Here is a 23,448-nt window from a genome sequence, read left to right on the forward strand (position 1 = left end):
TATGCGGCGATCCCTCGAGAGGGGTGTCCGCCCAGGGCGCAACCACCACGCGCCGCGAGGACCACCGCGACGCCCCCGGCCGGAAGATCACGCGTCTACCGTGGACCCATGAGTGATGTGCCGTTCGGCTTCGGCCTCCCCGACCGAGACCCGGAGCGCCGTGACCAGGGCGGCGAGGGTGGCCAGGGCGGCCCCGCCAGCGACCCGTTCGGTCTCGGCGCGCTCTTCGGCAGCATCGGTGCCGGCGGCTCCCCCGAGGACCTGATGGCCAAGATGCCGCTGTTCGCGGAGCTGCAGAAGCTGATGAACTGGTCGGGCGGCCCGGTCAACTGGGATCTGGCCCGCCAGGGTGCGATCAGCCAGCTCGCCGCCGGGCACCAGCCGACGTCGGAGGCCGAGCGCACCGCCGTCGCCGAGGCGCTGCGGCTCGCCGACCTGTGGCTGGACCAGGTGACGGAGCTGCCCTCGGGCATCGACCGCACGACCGCGTGGTCGCGCGTCGAGTGGGTGGAGAAGACGCTGCCGGCCTGGTCGGCACTGATCGACCCGCTGGCGGAGCGGGTGGTGGCCGCGATGACCAGCGCGCTGCCGCAGGAGGCCGCGATGTCGTTCGGGCCGGTCGCCGGGATCATGGGCCGGATGGGCGGGATGATGTTCGGCGCCCAGGTGGGCCAGGCACTGGGCAAGCTCGCCGACGAGGTGCTCACCAGCACCGACGTCGGCATCCCCCTGGCCCCGGCCGGCACCGGCGTCCTGGTGCCGCAGAACGTCGCCGAGTTCGCCGCCGGCGTCGACCGGCCGGCCGACGAGGTGCGGCTGTTCCTGGCGCTGCGCGAGGCCGCCTCGCAGCGCCTGTTCGCCCACGTGCCGTGGCTCCGTCAGCAGCTCGCCGACGCGGTGCACGCCTACGCCCGGGGCATCACCATCGACCGGGAGGCCATCGAGCGCGGCCTGACCGAGGCCATGTCCGGCATGGAGGGGGGCCTGGACCCCAGCAACCCGGAGAGCATCCAGCAGCTGCTCGGCAGTGGCGTGCTCGAGCCGGAGGAGACACCCGAGCAGCAGATGGCCCTGCGCCGGCTGGAGACCCTCCTGGCCCTGGTCGAGGGCTGGGTGGACACGGTCGTGGCCGAGGCGGCGAAGGACCGGCTGCCGGGCCACTCGGCGCTGGCCGAGACGATGCGCCGGCGCCGCGCCTCCGGCGGCCCGGCCGAGCAGACCTTCGCGACCCTCGTGGGGCTGCAGCTGCGCCCACGGCGACTCCGCGACGCCGCCACGGTGTGGGGGGCCATGGGCCAGCGCTACGGCACCGCCGACCGCGACCGGCTGTGGTCGCATCCCGACCTGCTGCCCACCTCCGAGGACCTCGACGAGCCGATGGACTTCGTGGCGCGGCAGGGGCTGGACGACGAGTTCGCGGCCCTGACCGCCGACGACGCCAAGCCGGCCGAGGAACAGCCCGACGACGAGCCGGGCGAGCGCGCCTAGGTCGCGGTCAATCGACGAGGTCGGCGCCGGGCCCGGCGGTGGCCTGCTCGACGCCCTCCAGGAAGCCGCGCGCCCGCTCGGCGCGGGGGTAGCGGGCCACCAGCGTCCAGAACCGGTCGTTGTGCCCCGGCTCGAGCAGGTGCACCAGTTCGTGCACGAGGACGTAGTCGACGACGTACTCCGGCATCGACCGCAACCGGCTCGACAGGCGGATCGTGCGGTCGGCGGGGGTGCACGACCCCCACCGCCGGTGCTGGTTGTCGACCCACTTGACGTCGGCCGGCTCGGCCAGCCCGTCGAAGTGGGCCTCGGAGAGGGCCCGGGCGCGGGCCATCAGGTCCTCGTCGCCGCCGAGGGACTTGCGCCGCCGCTCCTCGCGGGTCTGCAGCTTGGCCACCATCTGCGCCACCCAGCGCCGCTCCTCGGCGGGGCTGAAGGCGGCCGGGATCAGGACGACGGTGCGCCCCTGCTCCCGGTATGCCGTCACCGTCCGGCGGCGGCGGGCGCTGCGCCGGACCTCGACGACGTCTCCCCCGGGCCCAAGCGGCCCGTCGGGACCGGAGCCCCGGCCGCTGCGGGCGGCGGGGAGGGCATGACGGACCCCGCCACCGACCGGGATCTCGCCGGCCGGCTCGGGGGACGCGGTCGCGTCGGGAGTCGATCCGGGCACGGGGGCACCGTAAGGCACCGGACGGGCCGCGCGCCCGCGGGCAGGCACCCGGTCGGGTGCCTGTCGCACGGACGGTGGACACGGGGACCGCTCTCCCCGGTGACACCGGGCCGCGCGCGTCGTCGTCCACACCCCCGGACCGGGCGTTACCGCAGGTCGATGCCCCGCTGCGGGACCTTCGGCGGGCGCCGTCCCCCGGCCCGTCCCCGGGTCGCGCACAGGGACACGCCGACGGGTCCCCACGTGATCCACACCTTTGTCCACAGGCTGTGGGTAGTCGGCCGTGCGTCACCGCCCCCGCGGGCGGGTCGCGGCTGCGGGCAGCGTGCGCCCAGCCGCGTCATCCGGGGGCGGCACGGGTACCGTCCCTGCGCAATGGCGCCCGGCGCGCGTGCCGTGGCCCCTGTCGAGAACGAGGAGATCCCGTGGCGGAGAGCTACAACGGCTACTGCGTGAAGTGCAAGGAGAAGCGCGACTTCGACGGCGAGGTCAAGGTCAGCGAGTCCGGTCGCCGGATGGCCCAGGGCACCTGCCCGGTCTGCGGCACCAAGATGAACCGGATCCTCGGCAAGGCCTGAAAGAGGACCACCCTCTCCCCACGCCTCGCACGCTCGGCGCGGGCCCCTGAGGGTGGCCGTTCCAGCACGTCACTCGGCGGCGTTCCCTTCGGGGGGCGCCGCCGTCGTCGTCCCCGGCCCTGTGGACGACGCCGGCGGGCCGGGGCCGGTGACTGCCACGCTGCCGGGGTGAACGACGTCGTCCATCCCCTGCTGCCGGCCGCCACTCCCCTGCTCCGTGGCGGCGGCGACGCCGTGCAGGTGGGCGGGGTCGATGCCACCGATGGAGTGCTGGTGACGCCGGGCGGCGGTGACCTGGCCGCGCTGCTGCGAGCCCTCGACGGGCGGCGGTCGCAGCGCACCGTGCTGGCCGACGCCGCCCGCGACGGGGTCGAGCCCGCCGTGCTGGCCGGCCTGCTCGACGCGCTCCGCGGCACCGGGCTGCTGCTCGATCTCGATCCGGCGGACCTCCTGGCGTCCGACCCCGGCCCGGCCGCCGCCGCGCGGGCCGCCACCGAGCTGCCCGCCGCCGTGCGCGGCGCCGGCGGCTCCGTGTGGCGGGCCCGCCGCGCAGCCGTGGTCGTCGTCGACGGCGCCACGCGCGTGGGGGCCCCGCTGGCCGCCGTCCTGGCCGCGAGCGGGGTGGGCCGGGTCTGCGTGCGCGACGGCGGGGCGGCCCGCGCCGGCGACGCGGTGGTCGGCGGGATCGCCGCCACCGACGAGGGCCGGCCGAGAGCGCTGGCCGCCGCCGACGCCGTCCGCCGCGCCAGCCCGCTCACCGATCTGCGGCCCCTGCCCGACGGCACGCCGGCCGACCTCGTGGTCCTGGCGCGGCCGTGGGCGGCCTCGGACCCGCTGGTCGCCGGGTACCAGCGCACGGGGCAGCCGCACCTGGTCGCGACCGTGCGCGGGGAGACCGGTGTCGTCGGCCCGCTCGTGGTCCCGGGGCGCACGGCGTGCCTGCGCTGCGGCGACCTGCACCGGCGCGACGCCGATCCCCGATGGGCGTCCCTCGCCGCCCAGCTCACCGCCGGCGAGGCGCCGCCCTCCGGCGCCACGGTCACCTGCCTGCTCACCGCCGTCACCGCGGCCGTGCAGGTGCTGGCCTACCTCGACGGCACGGTCCGCGACGACGGCCCGGCACCGGTCACCCTCGAGGCCACGGTGGAGCTGCGGCTCCCCGACCTGCTTCCGGCGGTGCGCCGGTGGCCCCCGCACCCCGCGTGCGACTGCCGGTCCGGTGCCACGGCCACCGACCGCCGACCGGGCGCGGGGTAACCCCCACGGGCGACTCCGGTACCGAACAGGGTCGGGATTCCCCTCACCGGGGGGCACGACAAGGCACCATCGGTCCACGTGACGGCCCGACAGGGGACAATGGGCAGTCGAACGACCCAGCCCTCGAGCTCACGAGCTCACCCGAAACGACACGGCGGCGCTGCGAGCAGCGGACGGGACGCCGGCGAGGAGGCCGCGTGAGTGACGACGGAGCGGTGATGCCCCGCGGTTCGGTCTCCCGGACCGCGCGCCTGGCATCACTCCCCCTGGGGGCCGCCGGACGCGCCACGCTGGGCTTGGGCAAGCGGCTGTCCGGCCGCCCCGCCGACGCCGTCGCCGCCGAGCTGCAGCAGCGCACCGCCGAGCAGCTGTTCGCGGTGCTCGGGCAGCTCAAGGGCGGGGCCATGAAGCTGGGCCAGACCCTGTCGGTGTTCGAGGCGGCCGTGCCCGAGGAGATCGCCGCCCCGTACCGCGAGGCGCTGGTCAAGCTGCAGGAGGAGGCACCGCCGATGGCGGTGCGCACCGTCCACGCGGTGCTCGCCCAGCAGCTCGGGGGCACCTGGCGCACCCGGTTCAAGGACTTCGACGACGAGCCCGCGGCCGCGGCCAGCATCGGCCAGGTGCACCGGGCGACCTGGCGGGACGGCCGCGACGTCGCGGTCAAGATCCAGTACCCGGGCGCGGCGACGGCGCTGATGGCCGACCTCAACCAGCTCGCCCGCTTCGCCCGCCTGTTCGCGGCCCTCTTCCCGGGCATGGACGTCAAGCCCCTGATCGCCGAGCTCAAGGCGCGGGTGGTCGAGGAGCTCGACTACAGCCTGGAGGCCGACGCCCAGCGCCAGTTCGCGGCGGCCTACGCCGGTGACCCGCAGATCGCGGTTCCCCGCGTGGTGGCGAGCGCGCCCAAGGTGATCGTGTCCGAGTGGATCGACGGCACCCCGCTGTCGAAGGTCATCGCCTCGGGCACCCGCGAGCAGCGCGACCACGCCGGGATGCTGCTGGCCCTGCTGCACTTCTCCGGGCCCGAGCGGGCCGGGATGCTGCACGCCGACCCGCACCCGGGCAACTTCCGGCTGCTCGACGACGGACGCCTCGGCGTCATCGACTTCGGCGCGACGGCGCGGCTCCCCGACGGTCACCCGGAGCCCATCGGCCGGCTGCTGCGGTGGGCGCTGGCCGGGAAGGCCGACGAGGTGCTCGCCGACCTGCGCGTCGAGGGCTTCGTCCGCCCCAGCGTCGAGGTCGACGCCGAGGCCGTCCTCGACTACCTGCGGCCGCTGCTGGACCCGCTCCTGACCCACCACTTCCACTTCACCCGTGCCTGGATGCAGGAGCAGGCAGCCCGGATCGCCGACCCGCGCAACGAGGCCAGCCGGCTGGGCCGCCAGCTGAACCTGCCTCCGGCCTACCTGATGATCCATCGGGTGACGATCGGCTCGATCGGCGTCCTGTGCCAGCTCGATGCTGCCGGCGACTTCCGCAGCATCCTCGAGGAGTGGCTGCCCGGCTTCACGGAGTAGTGGGGGCTCAGGGGTCGAGCTTGCCCTCGAGGTCGCGCAGCACTCTCCGGGCGCAGTCGGGGCACAGCGCCGTCACCTGGGGGTCGGCCGCGGCGGTCGACCCGGTGGGCCGCGGCGGGCTCGACATCGACCACCCGGTGGCGACGTCGGCCGGCGTTCCCGCCCGGCCGCAGTGGGCGCACCGGAACCGGTTCGGCAGTTCGGGCACCGGGCCAGCCTGCCGCAGTCGCGGCCGAGGTCGGTAGTGCCTCGGCACCTGATCGCCAGGGGGCCCGGGCGCGGCGAGGCCGGGTCCGGACGCACTCGGGAGCGTCCGGACCCGGCCCGGTCCGTCTACTGCGGGTCGGGCCACGTGGGCCCCGGAGGAGTCCGCGCAGGCGCGACAGTGGGGCTCCGTCTGCTGGGGGAACGGCTCCTGGCCGCGGTGCGATCTTCGACGATCGCGAGGTCCTCAGTAGACGGAGGCGCTGGCCCGTGCGGCCCGGCGGACCGCGCGCTCCGCGCGACGTGCCGCGCGGCGAGCCAGGTAGAGCCGGTGCGCGCGGGACGCGGCGAGCGCCTCGGTGCGCAGTTCGTGCATCCGGCTGTCGGCCATCTGGTGTTCGAGCAGGTACATGGCAGGTCGTCCTTCTGGTGTCTGTCTGGATGTGGTGTCGGTCGGTCCGTCGGTCACGCCGCGGCCACCTTGCGCGGGCGGCCGCGAGGCCGCTTGCGCGCGATGACGGCTCCCCGCTCGAAGATCTCGCCGCCCCAGACGCCCCAGGGTTCGGCGCGGTCGAGGGCGCCGGCCAGGCAGGCGTCCCGCACCGGGCAGTCGGTGCAGAAGCTCTTGGCCAGCTCGAGCTGGGCCGGGCTCTCGGCGAACCACAGCTCCGGGTCCTCGACCCGGCACGGCAGGGGGCGCCGGACCGGTGCGGGGGCCAGGGGCGTGTGCGGTCGCCTCGGCTGGTGGCTCGGTGGGAAGTGGCCGGTCCGGGGGAGCCCGGGTCGGCGGTGGGACGTCGGGCGGTCGATCGTCTGCTGCACTGCCGCTCCTCCTCGTACTCGTCGTCTGCGACGGCCGGCGGTGGAACCCGCCGACCGGTGGTCGGGGCGGGGGCCGCGGAGAAACGAAAAGGCCGCGGATCCCGGGGTTCGGGTTCCGCGGCCTCGAGGAGGACCGGTGAGCGGCTAGCTCAGTGGTCTGCCCGAGGGATGGAACCCGAGGGTGGTGCCGTCGTTCTGGGTGCTGTGCTTCGCGACGAAGCGCTGGGCGAGGAACTCGCCGCGGGGGGTGCAGTCGATGCCGGTCATGCCGCGCAGCCGGGCGATGGGCACACCGGTGCCCTGGACCGCGACCTGAGGCGCGACGGCCGGGAGGCGAACAGCGACGCCCGGGTACGGACGCGCGTCAGCGCTCCCCTGGCCGAGGACCCCGGCGGGGGCGAACGTCCACGTGCTGGTGATCATCGGTCCCCTCCTTCCGGGGTGTGCACCGGCCGCTCGGGCCGGTTTCACGTTGGCGCGCCACGAGGAGTCCCCCGAGCGCGATCCAGACAGTAGGGCGCGGCTGCGACGGCGGTCAACGCAATTAATCGGCGCGTCCTCCGCACGGGGGCAGGCAGGTTCCGTGACCCTCCTGTCGTTGCGCTGGGTGATCACCCAGTGACGGTGGAGAGGACGTCCGCGCCGTACAGCTCGAGCTTCCGGGCCCCGATGCCCGGCAGGCCGGACAACTCCCGCAGGTTCGCGGGCCGGGTCTCGGCGATCGCCTGCAGGGTGGCATCGGTGAACACGACGTAGGCCGGGACCGACTGCGACTGGGCCGCCTGACTGCGCCACGCACGAAGCCGTTCGAACAGCTCCCCCGCCTCGCCCTCGAGCACGACCTTCTGCTTCTTCGCCGACCGCCGCGCCGCCGGGGCGGTGGGCCCCGAGTCGGGTGCCAGCCCGGTGAGGAAGCGGCTGCGCGGGCGAGCCCGTTTGGCGCCCGGGTTGCGGGCCAGGGACCACGACAGGGTGAGCTGCTCGCGAGCCCGGGTGATCGCCACGTAGAGCAGGCGGCGCTCCTCCTCGACCGCGGCGGGCCGGTTCAGCGACTGGGAGATGGGGACGACGCCGTCGACGAGGCCGACGACGAACACGACGTCCCACTCCAGCCCCTTGGCCGCGTGCATCGACGCCAGGGTCACCCCCTGCACCGTGGGGGCGTGCTGGGCGTCGGCGCGCTCGGCGAGATGCCCCACGAAGCCGGCGAGGTCCAGCGCCGGGTTCTCCGCCACCAGGTCGACGGCGAGATCGACCAGTGCGGCCAGCGACTGCCAGCGGTCGCGGGCGGCGCCCCCGGGCGGGGGCCGGTGCTCCACCCAGCCCGTCGACGCCAGCACGTCGCGCACCGTGGGCACCAGGAGGCCGGGCTCGCTGCCCCCGGCCGCCGCGCCACGGAGCAGGAGGATGGCCTCCCGCACCTCGGGCCGCTCGAAGAACCGCTCGCCGCCCTTGAGCACGTACGGCACGCCGACGTCGGCCAGCGCCGCCTCGTACACCTGCGACTGGGCGTTGATCCGGAAGAGGACGGCGATCTCCGACGCCGGCATCCCGCCGTCGATGAGCGCCCGGCAGCGCGCGGCGACGGCGGCGGCCTCGGCCGGCTCGTCGGGGTGCTCGGTGAAGCGCGGCTCCGGCCCGTCGGCGCGCTGGCCGAGCAGCCGCAGACCGGGCAGCCCCTTGCGCCGCGGCGCCTGCCCGATCAGCCGGTTGGCCAGGCCCACCACCTGCGGGGTGGAGCGGTAGTCGCGCTCGAGCTTCACGACGGCGGAGTCGGGATAGCGGTCGGCGAACCCGAGCAGGTAGTCGGGGTCGGCGCCGGTGAAGGAGTAGATGGTCTGGTTCGGGTCGCCGACGACGCAGACGTCGGCGCGCCCACCCAGCCAGGCGTCGAGCAGCCGCTGCTGCAGGGGGTTGACGTCCTGGTACTCGTCGACGACGAAGTGCCGGTACTGCCCCCTCACCTCCCGGGCCACGTCGCGGTGCTCCTCGAGGGCGAAGGCGGTGACGAGCAGCAGGTCCTCGAAGTCGAGTGCGCCGTCGCGCTGCTTGGCCGACTCGTAGCTCGCGTAGACCTGCGCCACCGCCGCTGCCTCGAACGGCGGCTCGCGGCCGGCGGCCTTCGCACGGGCCGGGTAGTCCTCGGGCGTCGCCAGCGTCGTCTTGGCCCACTCGATCTCGCTGGCCAGGTCGCGGAGGCTGGTGCGGTCGGTGGTGAGCCGCGAGCGCGCCGCTGCCGACGCGACGATGCGCAGCTTGTTCTCCACCAGACCCGGCATCGGACCGCCGAGCACCCGCGGGGCGAAGTACCGCAACTGCCGCATCGCCGCGGCGTGGAAGGTGCGCGCCTGCACGCCCCCCACGTCGAGCGCGGCCAGCCGGGCGCGCAGCTCCCCCGCCGCCCGGGCGGTGAAGGTGACCGCCAGGACCTGCTCGGGGACGTAGACACCGGTGTGCACCCCGTAGGCGATGCGGTGGGTGATGGTGCGGGTCTTGCCGGTGCCGGCGCCGGCCAGGATGCAGACCGGCCCCGAGACGGCCTGCGCGGCCTCGCGCTGCTCGTCGTCGAGGCCGGCGAGCACCGCCTCGGCGCGGGTGGTCGCCCCCGCCTGTGCCGCGCTGCGCGTCATCCGCCCCCCTCGGTCGTGCGTCGTCGGACCGAGTCTCCCAGCCGGGAGGGACACCGCGGGGAAGCATCCCCAGGTGGACCACGTTGATCCGGACACATCCAGGACCTACCCCTCCGGGGGTGGACCCGCTCGCCCCGACCATGGAGGATCCCCCCGATGACCTCGACCCCCGCCGTCCCCGTCACGATGTACACGACGTCGTGGTGCGGCTACTGCGTCCGGCTCAAGCGGCTGATGCAGCACGAGGGGATCGAGTTCGCCGAGGTCAACATCGAGCTCGACGACCAGGCAGCGGACGTGGTGATGAACGCCAACAAGGGCAACCGCACCGTGCCCACCCTGGTCTTCGCCGACGGCAGCGCGCTGACCAACCCCAGCATCGACCAGGTCAAGGCGCAGCTGGACCTGCAGACGGAGGCATGACCCGCATGATCCCCGGTCCACGGCCCTCATCGGGGCACGCCTGCCCCGAGAGCGGCCGCGACGGGGGGTCACCCGCCGTTCGAGCCGCCTCCTCGGCCCCGGTCGCGCACAATCGTTCCGTGCACCCGTGGACGCAGGACGGCGCCGGCACCCCGCCGGTGGCGCTCGCGCGCACCACCCGCGGCTGGTCGGTGGTCTCCCCCGCCGGCGCTGAGCCGGCCGCCGACCTGGTGGAGGGGCTCACGCTCGCCGACCTCGTGGCCGAGGAGTTCGGCGCCCTGGCCGAGCCCGACCGCAGCACCCGGCGCTCGGCGCGGGGGCCGGTGGAGGCCTGCCCCGACATCGACCCCGTCGACGCCCGCATCGCCGCCCTGGAGCGCACGGTGGCGCAGCTCGAGCACGCCCTCGCTGCCCGCGTCGCGACCGAGCGCGCCATCGGAGTGCTCGCCGAGCGGTTCGGCACCGACCCCCGCGCGGCGTTCGAGACGATGCGACGCGACGCCCGCTCGCAGGGCCGGCCGGTGGCCGAGCTCGCTCGCGAGGTCCTCGACGCCATGACCGCCGACCGGCCCGCGACCGAGCCCGTCCCGCTGCCCATGGCCGTGGTCGCGCCGATCCCCCGCCTGCCCGCGCACGGTGGGCCCCCGACCGTCCCGATCGCGGTGGACGGCCGCTCCTGACCCGTCCGGAGCCGCTGGCACCCGCAGCCCTGGCCGACCGTCTCGCCACTCTTCTCGCCGCCGTCCCGGCCCACCCCGGGGCCGCCGCCCTCCGGGTCGCCGTCGACGGGCCCGATGCCGCCCGCCCAGGTGACCTGGCCGCCGCCGTCGCCGAGCGGCTCCCCGCACTGGGGCGCGCCGCGGTCGTCGTCCCGGCCGACGGCTTCTACCGCCCGGCCTCGCTGCGGCTGGAGCACGGCCGCACCGACCCCGACGCCCGCTACACCGACTGGCTGGACGCCGGGGCGCTGGCCCGGGAGGTGCTGGCGCCGCTCGGCCCCGGCGGTGCGGGCACCTACCTGCCGGCGCTCTGGGACACCGTTCGCGACCGCGCCGTCCGCGACCGTCCGAGACCGATGCCGCCGCGCGGGGTGCTGCTGGTCCCCGGTGCGCTGCTGCAGGGCGTCGGCCTCGACTTCGACCTCGTGGTGCACCTGCGGATGGCCACGGCGGCGCGCCGCAGGCTCACCCCGCCCGAGCAGGCGTGGGAGCTGCCGGCGTTCGACCGCTACGACGACGAGGTGGACCCGGTCGCGCTCGCCGACGCGGTCGTCCTCGCCGACCACCCCGACCGGCCCGCGCTGGTGCTCCAGGGATGCTTCTCCTGACGGCCCCCTGCAGGGCCCCGGCGCGAACGTGCGGGGCAGGGGGTCCTTTCATCAGCTGAACTCGCCGGCCACCCAGCGATCGAGGATGTGCCGGGCGATCGAGACCGGCGGCGGGAGCGCCCGGGGCCCGGCGCCCGAGCGCAGCTCGTCGCGGGTGAACCAGCGGGCCTCCTCGATCTCGTCGGGGTCGAGAACCAGCTCGCCGGCCTCCTCGGCGCGGGCCACGAACCCGAGCATCAGCGACTGCGGGAACGGCCACGGCTGGCTGGCCACGTACCGGACGTCGGTGACCCGCAGGCCGACCTCCTCCGCGACCTCCCGGGCGACGGCGGCCTCCGCGGACTCCCCCGGTTCGACGAAGCCGGCCAGGATGGAGAACCGCCCCGGCGGCCAGACCGCCTGCCGGCCGAGCACGACGCGGTCGGCGCCGTCGTGCACGAGCATGATCACGGCCGGGTCGGTGCGGGGGAAGAACTCGTGGCCGGTGGTCGGGTCGCGCTGCACCCAGCCGGCGCGCTCGATCGTGGTCGCCGCGCCGGTGGTCGGGCTGAACCGGTGCCGGTCGTGCCACTCGAGGATCGCGACCGCCTGCACCAGCAGCCCCGCGTCGAGGTCGTCGAGGTCGGCGCCGACCTCGCGCAGGCCCGACCACGAGTCGACCGGCCGGCCGTTGACGGTCAGCGACCGCTCGCCGCGGACGGCGGCGTACGGCACCCCGTCGGCCTCGCCCAGGAACACCGCGCCGGTGGGCAGCTCCGGCTGCTCGTCCCACACCAGGTACGGCCCGCCGTCGCCCTCCCGGACGGGGGCGGTGCGCTCCCGGTCCACGGTGAGCACGCGCACCGGCCGCCCGGCGGCAGGATCGGGCAGGGCCCGCCCCAGGTGGGTGCGGTCGTGCGCGGTCCGCGAGAGAACGGGCACGCTGCCGGTGGAATTCGGCGTCCCCTCGGGCCAGGCCGACTCGGGGACGCTCATGCCCCGTCGCCGTCCCCACCGCCGGTGACCTCCACCGGCGCGAGCGTGCGCAGCTGGTCGGCGACGCGGGCCGCGTCCCCGACGACGACGGCGGTCAGCCCGGCCGGGGCCAGGTAGCGCCGGGCGGCCTCCTGCACCTCCTCGGCCGTCACGCCCGCCAGCGCGCGTTGGTGATCGGTCAGCCAGTCCGGCGGGAGCCCGGCGCCGACCAGTGCCGACAGCGTGCTGGCCAGGCCGGCGTGCGTGGCGGTGGACAGCGCCATGCTGCCGAGGATGTAGCGACGGGCGCCGTCGAGCTCGGCCTCGGTGACCGAGGTCAGCGCCATGCGGCCGAGCTCGTACCAGGTCTCGAGCAGGGCCGGCCCGGTCACCTCGGTGGCGACGTCGGCCTCGACGAGGAACGAGGACCCCGCCGCCTGGTGGTCGACGGCGCTGCGCGGGCTGTAGGTGTACCCGCGACGCTCGCGGATGTTCTCCACCAGCCGCGACGAGAAGTACCCGCCGAAGATCATGCTGGCCAGCCGGGTGGCCGCGAGGTCGGGGTCCGTCCGGCGCGGGGCCGGACCGCCGAGCCGGACGTTGGACTGCACCGCCCCGGGCCGGTCGACCAGTTCGATCTCCGGCGCCCGCAGCACCGGCGCGGGCGGGGTCTCCTGCGCCGTGCCCGCACCCACCCAGCCGGCCAGCGCCTCGGCGACGGCCGCGGTGGCCGCCTTCGGGTCCAGGTCGCCGACCAGGACCAGGCTGCTGCCGGCGGGCAGGACGTGCTCGCGGTGCATCCGCCGCAGCGCGGGCGCGCGGACGTCGAGGACGAGCTCCGGGTCGGGCAGCTGGACGGCGTAGGGGTGCGAGCCGTAGCGCCGGGCGGCCAGGGCCGTGCGGGCGATGATCCCGGGCTGGGAGCGGGCGATCGCGATCCGCTCGGCCACCCGGTCGCGCTCGCCCTCGACCCGGTCGGCGGGGTACGTGGCCGCCGTGAGCAGCTCGGCGAGCACGCCGAGCACGGGCGCGAGCCCCTCGGCGAGCAGCGTCGTCCCGAACAGCAGCCGGTCGGGGTCGGTCGTGACCGACATCTCGGCGCCGTGGCTCTGCAGCAGCTCGGCGACGCCGGTCTGGTCGTGCTGCTCGGTGCCGAGCAGGACCGCACCGGACAGCACGCTGGCGCGGGCGGTGTGCACCGCCGCGAGATGGGCGTTCGGCGCGGAGAACGGGATGCGCAGTCGCAGCTCCACCAGCGGCACCCCGGGGCGGGGCACGACGACGACGTGCAGCCCGGACGGCAGGTGCGTCTCGTGCGCCGGCGGCACCGGGTGGGCGCGGGCCTCACCCAACGGCGGGATCAGAGCCAGGTCCAGCTCGGCACTCACTTGCGTCCTCCGGTCGCGCGCAGCTCGAGCACCGCGACGGTGTTCGGGTCGAGGTCGCGGGCGGCTGCCTGCACCTCGTCCGGGGTGATCCGCGCGAGGCGGGCGGCGAGCTCGCCGGCCAGCTCGGCGCGGCCGTGCACGATCTCGGCGGCCGCGAACCCGAGCGTCCGCCCCAGCACCGAGTCGGCCTCGCGCAGCAGTTGGGCCTCGGTCCGGGCCTGCACCCGACCCAGCTCGTCGGCGCCGACGTCGCCGTCGGCGATCCGGGCCACCTCCTCGTGCACCGCGGCGAGCACCTTCTCCACCGGGATGCCCACGGGGTGGTGCACCTGAGTGGTGAGCAGGGTCGCGTCGCGGACGTCGAACGGGTCGCCGAAGAGGCCGACGTAGCTGCTCTGCGCGATGGCGATCCGGTCGTCGTGGATCAGCCGCCGCTCCAGACGCGAGGCGTCGCCCTCGCTGAGCAGCTCGGCCAGCAGCACGGTGCCGAGGTAGCGGTCGAAGTCGCCGACCGGGTCGGGCACCCGCCAGCCGAGCGCGACGGCGGGCGCAGGCGCCAGGGCGTCCTCGACGACGCCGGAGCGGACCGTCGTCGGCCGCGGCTCCCCCGTCGCCGGGATCGGCGGCACCTCACGGGCCTCGACCGGGCCGAACCAGCGCCGCACCAGCCGCTCGGTCTCGGCGACGTCGAGGTCTCCCCCGATGCAGAGGACGGCGTTGCCCGGTGCGTAGTAGCGCGAGAAGAAGTCCGCGGCGTCGGCGACCGTCGAGGACTCCAGGTCGACGAACGAGCCGTAGCCGTCGTGGGTGTTGGCGAAGCTGTCGAACGCGATCTGCGGCAGCTGCAACCAGGGGAAGGCGCCGTAGGGCCGGTTCAGCACGTTGACCCGGATCTCCTCCTTCACCACGTCGATCTGGTTGCGGAGGTTCTCCTCGGTGATCGCCGGGGCGGCCATCCGGTCGGCCTCGAGGAACAGCGCGCGTTCCAGGGCTTCGGAGGGCAGCGCCTGGTAGTAGTTCGTGTAGTCCTGGTGCGTGGAGCCGTTGAACGTGCCGCCGGCGGCCTGCACCAGGCGGGCGTGCTCCATCTTCGGCACGTGCGCCGAGCCCTGGAACATCATGTGCTCGAAGAGGTGCGCGAACCCGGTGCGGCCCTCCGGCTCGTTGCGCATCCCGACGTCGTAGAAGACGCTCACCGCCACGACCGGCACGCTCCGGTCGGGGGCGAGGACGACGCGCAACCCGTTGTCGAGCGAGAACCGCTCCACCGGGTGCCGCAGGGTCAGTTCGGCACCAGCAGCTGTCACGCCAGCGACAGTAGCCGCCGGATGCGACCGACGAGCCGGGCGTCCTGGCTCGGCGCGGTCACAGGACGTCGACGTCCTCCAGGACGCGGTCGATGACGCCGTACAGCTCGGCGTGGGTGTTGGGGATGGAGATGTAGAGCAGCGCGGGACTCGCGCGGCCGACGTCGATGAGCAGCATCGCCGCCCGTTCCCCGCTCGCGTCGTAGCCCGGGGCGTCCCACGACAGGTTGAACTCGTAGAGGTGGGCGGCGTGCCCGTCGACGGTCCGCGGCTCGTCGCGGAGCACCTGCCGCTCGTTCGGGCCCGGGTAGTAGTTGGCGCGGGCGCTGTCGGCGACGGTCCGCACCGTCGGCTGCAGCGTCGCGGGCCCGCCCCATCCGTAGGCGTCGGTCAGCGGGCCCGAGGTGCACTGGGCGATGAAGATGCCGCCCTCGGGCACCACCTCCTGCGTGGTGAAGTACTGCCCGGCGATCTCGCTGATCTCGTACTGGACACCGAGATCCCACTCGTACCAGCCGTCGCCGAGGAACGGGTAGGAGATGCCGGCGGCCTCGTCGATGATCCGCACCGTCCCGGGCGGGAAGGTCGGCCCGGCGGCGGGCGGCGGGCCGGGCACGGTGGGCGTCGAGGGACCGGCGACGGCGTCCTCGCCGCCGGAATTGGAGACCAGGAACCCGATCAGGACGACGAGGACCAGGCCCAGCACACCGAGACCCACGATCAGCCCGGTCCGCGGGCCGCTGCCCGGCGCCGCGGGGGGCGGGACGACCGGAGCCGGCGGCCGGGGCGCGTATCCGGGCGGCTGCTGCACGGTGACCCCGGGCCCGGCCGGCGTCGCGACGTCGGACCAGCTGATCCCGTTCCACCACCGGACGAAGCCCGGCGCCCCGTCGGGGTCGGGGTACCAGCCGGGGGGCGTGCTCGGGCCGTCGGGATGGGTCACGGCGCCAATCTAGAAGGCCGATCCAGGACGACGGGGTAGCGTCGCCGCCCCATGCCGCCGCCGAGTCCCCCGCCGTCGAGTGCCGGAGAGGTCGTCGCCGCCCTGCGGGCCGCCGGCTGCGTGTTCGCCGAGGACGAGGCCGCGCTGCTGCTGGCGGGCGCCGACGACCCCACCGGACTGGCGGGCGCCCTGGCCCGCCGGGTGGCCGGTGAGCCGCTGGAGCACGTGCTGGGCTGGGCGCAGTTCCACGGCCTGCGGATCCAGGTCGGTCCGGGCGTCTTCGTCCCGCGCCGCCGCACCGAGGCACTGGCCGGCGAGGCGATCGCCCGCACCGCCCCGGGGTCGGTGGTGGTGGACCTGTGCTGCGGGTCGGGCGCGGTCGGTGCGGCGGTGGCCGCGGCCGTCCCGGGGATCGAGCTGCACGCCGCCGACGTCGACCCGGCCGCGGTCGGCTGGGCGCGGCGCAACCTCCCCGGCGGGCACGTGCACACCGGCGACCTCTTCGCCGCCCTCCCCGCCGGGCTGCGCGGACGGATCGGCGTGCTCGTCGCCAACGCCCCCTACGTGCCGACGACGGCGATCGCGCTGATGCCGCCGGAGGCACGCGACCACGAACCGGCCGTGGCCCTGGACGGCGGCGACGACGGCCTGGCCGTGCTGCGCCGGGTCATCGCCGGAGCCCCGCAGTGGCTGGCACCGGGCGGGGCGGTGCTGTTCGAGACCGGTAAGAGCCAGGTCGCGGCCGCCACGGAGGCGGTGCGGGCGGCCGGGCTGACCCCGGTGGTCGTCGAGGACGCCGACCGGGGCGCGACGGTCGTCGTCGGCACCCGCGACTGACCGGGGTTCAGAGGTCCCGGTCGGCGTGGTCGGTCCACCACGACCGCAGCGCGGACAGCGCGTCGGTGCCGCCCCCGCGCAGCTCGGCGAAACCGAGGGTGCCCAGGTCGTCCCAGTACCAGCGCAGCTGCGGGTCGCCGTCGTCGTCGACGGTGCACGACAGCCGGCCGACGGCGTTGCCGTCGAAGTCCTCGAGCTGCACCCAGCCCTCGGGCCGGTCGGAGCCCCCGCAGGCGTACACGTCGTCGAGCTCGGCGAGGCCGAACCGCTCGATCGAGTCGGCGACCGCCGTCTGCGCGCCGTCGCCGGTGTAGGCGGTGTAGGTGACGGTCGGGAAGCCTTCGGGCTGGCCGGCCGCCGGGCAGCTGAGCGTGTACAGCTCCCCCTCGCCCGGTGTGCCGACCGTGCACGCCTGCCGATCCAGGGCCTCCGGGAGGCCGAGGGCCACCAGCCGCTCGGCGGCGTCGGAGGCACCGGCCCGGGCGTCGTCGGCCCGGCCGTCGAGCACGACCAGCAGCGCGGTGAGCAGCACCACGGCGGCCAGCGCCGCGGCGGCGACGATCCACGGTGCGCGGGCCGCCCAGCGCGGCCGGGCCGCCGGCGGCGCCTGCGCGAGGGGCCCGGACGGCGGGGTCGCCCCGATCAGGGTGGGCGGCGCCGGCACACCCGGCCCCGGAGATACCTGCTCCGGGCGGGTGGCGGCGCGCGCCCCGTCGTCGGGCACCGGGCCCACCGTCGTGGCGGCGTCGTCGCGCGGCACCGGCACCCCGCTCGCGGTCAGTGCCGCCCGCGCGGCGGCGGCGAACTGCCCGGCGGTCTGCCACCGCCCCGCGGGGTCCTTGGCCATGCCCTTGCCGACGACGTCGTCCAGGGCCGGTGGCAGCGACGGGCGCAGCCGCGAGGGCCGCTCCGGCTCCTGGTGCAGGTGCGCGTACATCAGCGCCAACGGGTCGCCCGCCATGAACGGGCGCTGCCCGGTGAGCAGCTCGAACAGCACGCTGGCCAGCGAGTAGACGTCGGAGCGGGCGTCAGGGGCGGCGGAGCCGAACCGCTCCGGCGCCATGTACTCGGTGCTGCCGACGGCCGTGCCGGTGGCGGTCAGCGCAGGGCCGCCGCCCTCGTCGGCGACGCGGGCGATGCCGAAGTCGGCGAGGTAGGCGAAGTCGTCGCCGGCCGCCGAGGTGGTGAGGTCGGCGCCGTCCATGCGGGGCACGAGCAGCACGTTGGAGGGCTTCACGTCGCGGTGCACCAGTCCGCGGGAGTGCGCGGCGTCGAGCGCGTGGCTGACCTGGCAGACCAGGTCGACGGCCCGGGCGGGGTCCATCGGGCCGAGCCGGCGCAGCAGCGAGTCGAGGTTCTCGCCCTCGACGAGCCGCATGTCGAGGAACAGCTGGCCGTCGATCTCCCCGTACCGGTGGATGGGGATGACGTGCGGCTCGTTGAGCCGGGCGGCGATCTGCGCCTCCCGGCGGAAGCGGCTGCGGTAGCTCTCGTCCTGCGCCCACTGCGGGTGCAGGACCTTGAGGGCGACCTCCCGCTCGTGCTCGGCGTCGTAGGCGCGCAGCACGCGTCCCATCCCGCCGTTGCCCAGGACGCCGAGCACGCGGTAGGGACCGAAGGTCTCGACCGGCTGGTCGGCGCCCGGCGTCACCGCGTGTCCCGCGGGAGCGCCGCGAGCTCTCGCCACAGGTGCGCCGCGGCCTCGGCGGCCCGGTAGAGCATCTCGAGCAGCACGCGCTCGTTCGGCGAGTGGATGCGATCGGTGGGCAGGCCCGCGCCGAGGAACACCAGCGGTGCGCCCAGCACGTCGACCAGGTCGGCCTCCGGCCCGCTGCCGCCCTCGCGGAGGTACAGCACGTCGCCGGGCTCGCTGTCCCAGGCCCGGGCGATCGCGGCGAGCAGCGCGCCCATCGCCGGGGAGTCCAGGTCGCTGGCGCACGGGGAGACACCGCCGGGCGGGGTGTGCACCTCCGCCTCGATGCCGTCGGGGAGATGGGCCTCGACCCAGGCCCGCAGCTGCGGGCCGACGTCCTCCGGACGCTGATCGGCCACCAGCCGGAACGTGACCTTGGCGTGGGCCTCGGCGGGGACGATCGTCTTGTGGCCGGGGCCGGTGTAGCCACCCCACATGCCGTTGACCTCGGCGGTGGGCCGGGCGCCCACCCGCTCCAGGGTGCTGAACCCGTCCTCGCCGGTGGCGACGCGGGAGGCCGCCGGGCCCGCCAGCCACTCCTTCTCGTCGAAGGGCACGCGGGCCATGAGCTCGCGCTCGCGGTCGGTGAGCGCGCGGACCCGGTCGTAGAAGCCGGGCAGGGTGACCCGGCCCTGCTCGTCGTGCAGGGCGGCGAGCAGCGACGCCATGGCGTGCAGCGGGTTCGGGACGGCGCCGCCGAAGGAGCCGGAGTGCAGGTCGATCGCCGGCCCGCGCAGCGTGATCTCGGCGTCGGCGAGGCCGCGCATCGAGACGACCGCGCTGGGGATGTCCCGCGCGGCCATGCCGGTGTCGCTGACGACGACGACGTCGCAGGCCAGCCGGTCCCTGCGCTCGGCGAGCAGCGCGGCGAAGTGCGGCGAGCCGGACTCCTCCTCGCCCTCGATGAGCAGCTTGACCGTGACGGCGGGGGTGTCGCGACCGGTCGAGGCCAGGTGCGCCCGCAGGCCGAGCAGGTGGAAGGCGACGTTGCCCTTGTCGTCGATGGCGCCGCGGGCGTGCAGCTCGGGACCGTCCTCGCCGTCGACGACGGTGGGCTCGAACGGCGGGTGCACCCACAGCTCGGGCGGGTCGACCGGCTGGACGTCGTGGTGCCCGTAGACCAGGGCGACCGGCGCGCCGGCGTCGGCGCTGGGCCACTCGGCGTAGACCGCGGGCGCGCCGGGGGTCGGCCAGATCTCGACGATCGGGAAACCGACCCGGGTCAGCGCTCCGGCCAGCCAGGCCGCGCTGGCGGCGACGTCGTCGGCGTGCGCCGGGTCGGCGGAGATCGACGGGATGCGCAGCCAGGCGTCCAGGTCGGCGTGCAGGTCGTCGAGGTGGGCACGGACATAGGCACGTTCGGCGTTGTCGCGTTCTGGGCTGCTGCTCACGGGCACCGACGGTAGCGCCGGGCTAGCGTCCACCCCATGTCGGGACAGGTACTGCAGGTCGACGTCGGTGATCTCGTCTTCGACGTACGGGTCGACGGGCCCGAGGACGGGCGGCCGGTGCTGCTGCTGCACGGCTTCCCGGAGACCTCGCAGTCGTGGGCGGCGGTGACGCCCCTGCTGACCGACGCCGGGCTGCGGACCTACGCGCCCGACCAGCTCGGCTACTCCCCCGGCGCGCGGCCCGCGGAGGTCGAGGCCTACTCGATGCCGAGCCTGGCCCAGGTGACCGTCGACCTGCTGAACGCGCTCGAGCTGCCCCGCGTCGACGTGGTCGGCCACGACTGGGGCGCGAACGTGGCGTGGACGCTGGCCGCCTGGCACGCCGACCGGGTCCGCACGCTGACCGCGGTGTCGGTGCCGCACCCGGCCGCCTACACGGTCGCCTACCGCGTGGACCCGGAGCAGAAGGAGCGCTCTGCCTACATCCGGCTGTTCTGGCAGGCGGGCAAGGCCGAGGACGTGCTGCTGGAGGACGACGCACGCCGGCTGCGGCGGATGCTGAGCGGGAACGGCGACACCGGGATCCCGGCCGAGGCCATCGACCAGTACGTGGCGGTGCTGTCGGCGCCGGGCGCGCTGACCGCGGCGCTGAACTGGTACCGCGCGATGAGCTCCGGCACCCGGGTGGACAAGGTCGACGTGCCGACCACCTACGTGTGGAGCGACGGCGACGTGGCTATCGGCCGCATCGCCGCGGAGGCGTGCGCCGAGTTCGTCACCGGCGACTACCGGTTCGTGCAGCTGCCGGGTATCACCCACTGGATCCCCGAGCAGGCGCCCGAGCAGCTGGCCGCGGCGATCCTGGACCGGGTCGCCGGCAGCTGACTCACGGCCCCTCCCGCCGCAGGGTCACCCGCCAGAGCCGGCGCGGCAGGTCCCCCTCCTCGAACGGCGTGAGGTCGAGCAGCGTGCATCCGGTGGCCAGCCGGTCGACCAGCGCGCGGTCGAAGAAGTGCACGACGAAGCCCCCGTTCTCGAACATGCCGTCGCCGAGAGCGGTACCGGCGCCGCAGTGGGCGTCGCCGGTGTGCCGCACGGTGTAGACGTGCAGGCCCCCGGGACGGAGCACGCGTCGGATCTCGGCGGCCAGAGCCTCGAGTTCCGGCGTGGTCAGCGCCATGTTCAGCAGCATGTGGCTGTAGACCGCGTCGACGCTCGCATCCGGCAGGGGCAGCGGCCGTCGGACGTCGGCGGCGACGGTGGCCAGCCGCTCGGCGTCCGCACCGGCCGACTGCTCGATGCCGGCCAGCGCCTCCGCCGCGTAGTCGAGGGCGGTCACGCGGAGCCCGGCGCGGAGGAACGCCAGCGTGTCCCGCCCCTGCCCGGCACCGAGTTCGAGGACCGTTCGGCACCCCTCGCGCACGAACAGCTCGACCGCGTAGGCGCCGGGTGCGCTGGGCTGCCCGCCGTACATCTCCGGGTGCGCCGCGAACGTGGCCGCCCAGTGCGCCTGCTGCGCCTCGACGTCGGTCATCAGAGCACCCTCCGCAACGCCGGGACCCGGCTGATCAGCAACCACGACACAGCGAACGAGCCGATGACGGACGCGAGCGCGACCGTCACCGCCTTGACCTCCGCGGGCACCGGCACCGGGCGCAGGGCCAGCGCGGTCCCGTAGAGGAAGACGCCCTGGAGCACGAACGCGCCGTAGGAGCTGCGGGCCAGCGCCGTCCCGTGCGGCAGCGGACGGGCCAGGCGCCGCTGGGCGACCGCAAGGAGCCAGACCGGCCCGAAGACCGTGAGCACGCCCTCGAGTGCGGCCGCCACCGCGGCCTGCCAGTGCCATCCCCCGGCGGCGTAGTCGATGGGGAAGCCGAGCGGCAGTGCGATGAACACGGCCAACCCGAGGGCGCCGAGCAGGGTGGCTGTGCGCGCGTGACGCCGCACCGGTTCGGGCACCGCGACGAGCCAGCCCTGCCCGGCGGCGATGGCGCCGAGGGCGAACGCGGCGAGGCACTCCGGCCACTGCCAGGCGTGCAGGCCCCAGAGCCCCCAGCTGTTGTAGGGCGACGCCAACCGGACGAGGAAGCTGACCGCCGCCACGGCTGCCGCGAGCAGCAGCAACGCCCGCAGGCTGATCGGCCGGCTCGTGCGGGCCCGCTCCGGCCGCCACCGTCGCAGCCCGGCGTAGCCGAGGGACAGGACCAGCAGGACGGCGGCAAACCACATGACGCTGCCGGTGGGGACGTCACGGACGAACTCGTCCCAGTAGGAGCCGCGCTCGTAGCCCAACGGCCGGTACAGCGCGTAGTTGAGCGCCGGCCAGAGCAGCAGCGTGCCGACGACGTACGGGGCCCCGAGGCGCAGCAGCCGGTCGTGGACGAACCGGCCGGCGCCCTTCCGGTCGTAGGAGCCGGACGTCAGCAGGCCGGCCACCAGGAAGAGCAGGGCGATCAGGAAGATCCCGAACGGGAAGGCGACCACGACGAGCACCACGAACGTGGGCTCGGCCAGCGTCGTCTCGCGCACCTCGCTGTAGGCCCACGCGTTGCCACCCAGATCGGAGTAGCCGATCAGCGCGTGTGCGGCGATGATCGCGGCGATCAGCAGGACCTTGAGGTTGTCCAGGTAGGCGTGGCGGGCTGCCGCCGTCGCCGGCTGCCGGGACGGTGCCGGTCCCCTGCCCGGCCGGATGGCCATGGCCGAGAGCGTGCGCCCGACGGAAGAACGCTGGTAGGGAACGAGGGCCCCGGGCACCCGTGCCCGTAAGCCCCTGTGCGCGGCACCGGGCCGGGCGGTACCCAGGGGATCGTCGCCGACCGACGGGAGCGTCCGTGCGCACCATCGACCCGGAAGGCGTCACCCCGGCCGGGCTGCTGCCGCACCTGCTGGTCAAGCAGCACCTCGCGCCCGGCTCGGCGGGTGCCGACGTCGTCTCGCTCGCCGGAGACCTGATCGGCCTGCACGCCACCAGCTCGCTCAGCCCGTACCTGTCGGCGTTCGCCCGGCTGACCTCGTTCCGGCCGGAGGACCTCGACCGCGAGCTGTACGAGCGCCGGTCGCTGCTGCGGCTCAAATGCATGCGCGGAACCGTGTTCGTCGTGCCGCGGGACCTGGCGCCGGTCCTCTTCGCCGCGACGCGGGCGGCCACCCTCTCCGGGGACCGCCGGTGGTTGCGCGTGGCCCGCGACCACTACGAGCAGTGGGCGCCGAGGGTGCTCGACGCGCTGGGCGGGCGGGCGCTGGGCGCGGGCGAGCTGCGGAGGCTGCTCGGAGCCGACGACCGGTTGCCCGCCGTCGTCTCGATGCTGTGCGACGAGGGGCTGATCCTTCGCGACCGGCCGACGGGCACCCGGCGCAGCAGCGCGTTCCGCTACCGCCGATGGGACGACGTGTACCCCGACCTCGACCTGTCGGCGGTGGCGGAGGCCACCGCGATCGAGCTGCTGGTGCACCGCTACGTGGCGGCCTACGGGCCGGTCAGCCACCGCGATGTCGCCTGGTGGTCGGGACTGCCCCTGAGCACGGTCCGGCCGGCGGTCGACGGGCTGGTCGAGGCGCAGGTCGTGGTGCGTCTGGCCGGGGCTCCGGACGACCTCCTGATGAGCGTCGACGACCTGTCGAGCGCCGACGCCGCACCGGCCGGGGCGGGCTCCGTGGTGCTGCTCCCGGTCCTGGACCCGTACCTCATGGGCTACCGCGACCGGGACAGGTTCCTCGACCCGTCGCTCCGTCCCCTCGTCTACGACCGGGGAGGCAACGCGACCTCCACCGTGCTGGTCGACGGCCGCGTCGAAGGCGTCTGGGACCTGACCGACGCCCCTCGGCCGGCCGTCCGGGTGCTGCTGTTCGACCCGGCGCAGCCGCACCGGTCCGCGGTGCTGGACCGGTGTGCCGCGGTCGGCGAGTTCTGGTTCGGCGGGCCGGTGCCGGTGCTGGAGCACACTGCGATGGCCGCGCTCGCCGAAGGGCGCACCGCCATGCACCCCCTCGACGATGCCGTGCCCCGCTGACCC

General features: G+C 75.2%; 24 protein-coding genes. 10 read left to right on the top strand and 14 right to left on the bottom strand.

The annotated features are described in order from the left end of the window. The first annotated feature begins 108 nt into the window (after positions 1 to 108). On the top strand, positions 109 to 1,488 hold the full coding sequence (locus ABD644_RS00205) for a zinc-dependent metalloprotease (protein ID WP_344686461.1): 1,380 nt from the start codon (positions 109 to 111) through the stop codon (positions 1,486 to 1,488). 7 nt (positions 1,489 to 1,495) lie between these two features. Here the strand turns inward: ABD644_RS00205 and ABD644_RS00210 are convergent, their stop codons facing one another. Next, positions 1,496 to 2,158 carry a M48 metallopeptidase family protein gene (locus ABD644_RS00210; RefSeq protein WP_344686462.1) on the bottom strand — a complete coding sequence of 221 codons (663 nt, stop codon included), beginning with the start codon at positions 2,156 to 2,158 and terminating at the stop codon, positions 1,496 to 1,498. Positions 2,159 to 2,583: 425 nt separating this feature from the next. Here ABD644_RS00210 and ABD644_RS00215 point away from each other — a divergent pair, with 425 nt between their 5' ends. The 3 genes from ABD644_RS00215 to ABD644_RS00225 all read left to right on the top strand — a co-directional run bounded on the left by ABD644_RS00215 (position 2,584) and on the right by ABD644_RS00225 (position 5,513). Beyond that, the gene (locus tag ABD644_RS00215) at positions 2,584 to 2,736 is read left to right on the top strand and encodes a DUF5679 domain-containing protein (protein ID WP_012950213.1); all 153 of its coding nucleotides are present in this window, start codon (positions 2,584 to 2,586) and stop codon (positions 2,734 to 2,736) included. 168 nt (positions 2,737 to 2,904) lie between these two features. Then, on the top strand, positions 2,905 to 3,993 hold the full coding sequence (locus tag ABD644_RS00220; protein ID WP_344686463.1) for a ThiF family adenylyltransferase: 1,089 nt from the start codon (positions 2,905 to 2,907) through the stop codon (positions 3,991 to 3,993). Between the two features lie 197 nt (positions 3,994 to 4,190). Continuing rightward, positions 4,191 to 5,513 carry an ABC1 kinase family protein gene (locus ABD644_RS00225; RefSeq protein WP_344686464.1) on the top strand — a complete coding sequence of 441 codons (1,323 nt, stop codon included), beginning with the start codon at positions 4,191 to 4,193 and terminating at the stop codon, positions 5,511 to 5,513. A 7-nt stretch (positions 5,514 to 5,520) separates the two neighbouring features. Here the strand turns inward: ABD644_RS00225 and ABD644_RS00230 are convergent, their stop codons facing one another. From ABD644_RS00230 to ABD644_RS00250, 5 genes are all read right to left on the bottom strand, one after another. Beyond that, a complete protein-coding gene (locus ABD644_RS00230) occupies positions 5,521 to 5,721 on the bottom strand; it encodes a hypothetical protein (protein WP_344686465.1) in 201 nt (66 codons plus the stop codon). A 243-nt stretch (positions 5,722 to 5,964) separates the two neighbouring features. Then, positions 5,965 to 6,129, bottom strand: a complete 165-nt coding sequence (locus ABD644_RS00235; protein WP_344686466.1) for a hypothetical protein — start codon at positions 6,127 to 6,129, stop codon at positions 5,965 to 5,967. A gap of 53 nt (positions 6,130 to 6,182) precedes the next feature. Then, the gene (locus ABD644_RS00240; RefSeq protein ID WP_344686467.1) at positions 6,183 to 6,539 is read right to left on the bottom strand and encodes a WhiB family transcriptional regulator; all 357 of its coding nucleotides are present in this window, start codon (positions 6,537 to 6,539) and stop codon (positions 6,183 to 6,185) included. A 144-nt stretch (positions 6,540 to 6,683) separates the two neighbouring features. Next, positions 6,684 to 6,962, bottom strand: a complete 279-nt coding sequence (locus tag ABD644_RS00245) for a hypothetical protein (RefSeq protein ID WP_344686468.1) — start codon at positions 6,960 to 6,962, stop codon at positions 6,684 to 6,686. A gap of 188 nt (positions 6,963 to 7,150) precedes the next feature. Next, entirely contained in the window at positions 7,151 to 9,169 is a 2,019-nt protein-coding gene (locus ABD644_RS00250) for an ATP-dependent helicase (RefSeq protein WP_344686469.1), read from the bottom strand. 156 nt (positions 9,170 to 9,325) lie between these two features. On the opposite strand from ABD644_RS00250, the gene ABD644_RS00255 reads away from it, so the two are divergent. The 3 genes from ABD644_RS00255 to ABD644_RS00265 all read left to right on the top strand — a co-directional run bounded on the left by ABD644_RS00255 (position 9,326) and on the right by ABD644_RS00265 (position 10,919). Further along, on the top strand, positions 9,326 to 9,592 hold the full coding sequence (locus ABD644_RS00255) for a mycoredoxin (protein WP_344686470.1): 267 nt from the start codon (positions 9,326 to 9,328) through the stop codon (positions 9,590 to 9,592). A gap of 119 nt (positions 9,593 to 9,711) precedes the next feature. Next, positions 9,712 to 10,272 carry an ANTAR domain-containing protein gene (locus ABD644_RS00260; protein WP_344686471.1) on the top strand — a complete coding sequence of 187 codons (561 nt, stop codon included), beginning with the start codon at positions 9,712 to 9,714 and terminating at the stop codon, positions 10,270 to 10,272. 299 nt (positions 10,273 to 10,571) lie between these two features. Then, positions 10,572 to 10,919, top strand: a complete 348-nt coding sequence (locus ABD644_RS00265) for a nucleoside/nucleotide kinase family protein (RefSeq protein WP_344686472.1) — start codon at positions 10,572 to 10,574, stop codon at positions 10,917 to 10,919. 51 nt (positions 10,920 to 10,970) lie between these two features. On the opposite strand, the gene nudC is transcribed toward ABD644_RS00265, so the two are convergent. The 4 genes from nudC to ABD644_RS00285 are packed head-to-tail and all read right to left on the bottom strand — an operon-like array spanning position 10,971 to position 15,511. Continuing rightward, positions 10,971 to 11,894, bottom strand: a complete 924-nt coding sequence (gene nudC / locus ABD644_RS00270) for an NAD(+) diphosphatase (protein WP_344686473.1) — start codon at positions 11,892 to 11,894, stop codon at positions 10,971 to 10,973. Further along, positions 11,891 to 13,261 carry a M16 family metallopeptidase gene (locus ABD644_RS00275; RefSeq protein WP_344686474.1) on the bottom strand — a complete coding sequence of 457 codons (1,371 nt, stop codon included), beginning with the start codon at positions 13,259 to 13,261 and terminating at the stop codon, positions 11,891 to 11,893. Before ABD644_RS00275 ends, nudC begins: the two co-directional genes overlap by 4 nt. Next, a complete protein-coding gene (locus ABD644_RS00280) occupies positions 13,258 to 14,568 on the bottom strand; it encodes a M16 family metallopeptidase (RefSeq protein ID WP_344686475.1) in 1,311 nt (436 codons plus the stop codon). Before ABD644_RS00280 ends, ABD644_RS00275 begins: the two co-directional genes overlap by 4 nt. A gap of 58 nt (positions 14,569 to 14,626) precedes the next feature. Next, positions 14,627 to 15,511 (bottom strand): DUF2510 domain-containing protein, encoded by an 885-nt coding sequence (locus ABD644_RS00285; protein WP_344686476.1) that lies wholly within the window; start codon positions 15,509 to 15,511, stop codon positions 14,627 to 14,629. 51 nt (positions 15,512 to 15,562) lie between these two features. Between ABD644_RS00285 and ABD644_RS00290 the strand changes: the two genes are divergently transcribed. Next, positions 15,563 to 16,348: a putative protein N(5)-glutamine methyltransferase gene (locus tag ABD644_RS00290; RefSeq protein ID WP_344686477.1), complete on the top strand. Its 786-nt coding sequence runs from the start codon at positions 15,563 to 15,565 to the stop codon at positions 16,346 to 16,348. A 7-nt stretch (positions 16,349 to 16,355) separates the two neighbouring features. Here the strand turns inward: ABD644_RS00290 and ABD644_RS00295 are convergent, their stop codons facing one another. Both ABD644_RS00295 and ABD644_RS00300 read right to left on the bottom strand, forming a co-directional pair. Then, the gene (locus ABD644_RS00295) at positions 16,356 to 17,999 is read right to left on the bottom strand and encodes a serine/threonine-protein kinase (RefSeq protein WP_344686478.1); all 1,644 of its coding nucleotides are present in this window, start codon (positions 17,997 to 17,999) and stop codon (positions 16,356 to 16,358) included. Beyond that, positions 17,996 to 19,432, bottom strand: a complete 1,437-nt coding sequence (locus ABD644_RS00300) for a M20/M25/M40 family metallo-hydrolase (RefSeq protein WP_344686479.1) — start codon at positions 19,430 to 19,432, stop codon at positions 17,996 to 17,998. Before ABD644_RS00300 ends, ABD644_RS00295 begins: the two co-directional genes overlap by 4 nt. 36 nt (positions 19,433 to 19,468) lie before the next feature. On the opposite strand from ABD644_RS00300, the gene ABD644_RS00305 reads away from it, so the two are divergent. Further along, positions 19,469 to 20,317, top strand: coding sequence for an alpha/beta fold hydrolase (locus ABD644_RS00305; RefSeq protein ID WP_344686480.1), 849 nt, complete (start codon positions 19,469 to 19,471; stop codon positions 20,315 to 20,317). 1 nt (position 20,318) lies between these two features. On the opposite strand, the gene ABD644_RS00310 is transcribed toward ABD644_RS00305, so the two are convergent. Beyond that, entirely contained in the window at positions 20,319 to 20,966 is a 648-nt protein-coding gene (locus ABD644_RS00310; protein ID WP_344686481.1) for a class I SAM-dependent methyltransferase, read from the bottom strand. After that, a complete protein-coding gene (locus ABD644_RS00315) occupies positions 20,966 to 22,132 on the bottom strand; it encodes an acyltransferase family protein (RefSeq protein ID WP_344686482.1) in 1,167 nt (388 codons plus the stop codon). Before ABD644_RS00315 ends, ABD644_RS00310 begins: the two co-directional genes overlap by 1 nt. Before the next feature lie 134 nt (positions 22,133 to 22,266). On the opposite strand from ABD644_RS00315, the gene ABD644_RS00320 reads away from it, so the two are divergent. Then, positions 22,267 to 23,445, top strand: coding sequence for a winged helix DNA-binding domain-containing protein (locus ABD644_RS00320; RefSeq protein WP_344686483.1), 1,179 nt, complete (start codon positions 22,267 to 22,269; stop codon positions 23,443 to 23,445). Positions 23,446 to 23,448: the final 3 nt, after the last annotated feature.

This window comes from Blastococcus jejuensis (genome assembly GCF_039534705.1).
Taxonomy (GTDB): Bacteria; Actinomycetota; Actinomycetes; order Mycobacteriales; family Geodermatophilaceae; genus Blastococcus_B; species Blastococcus_B jejuensis.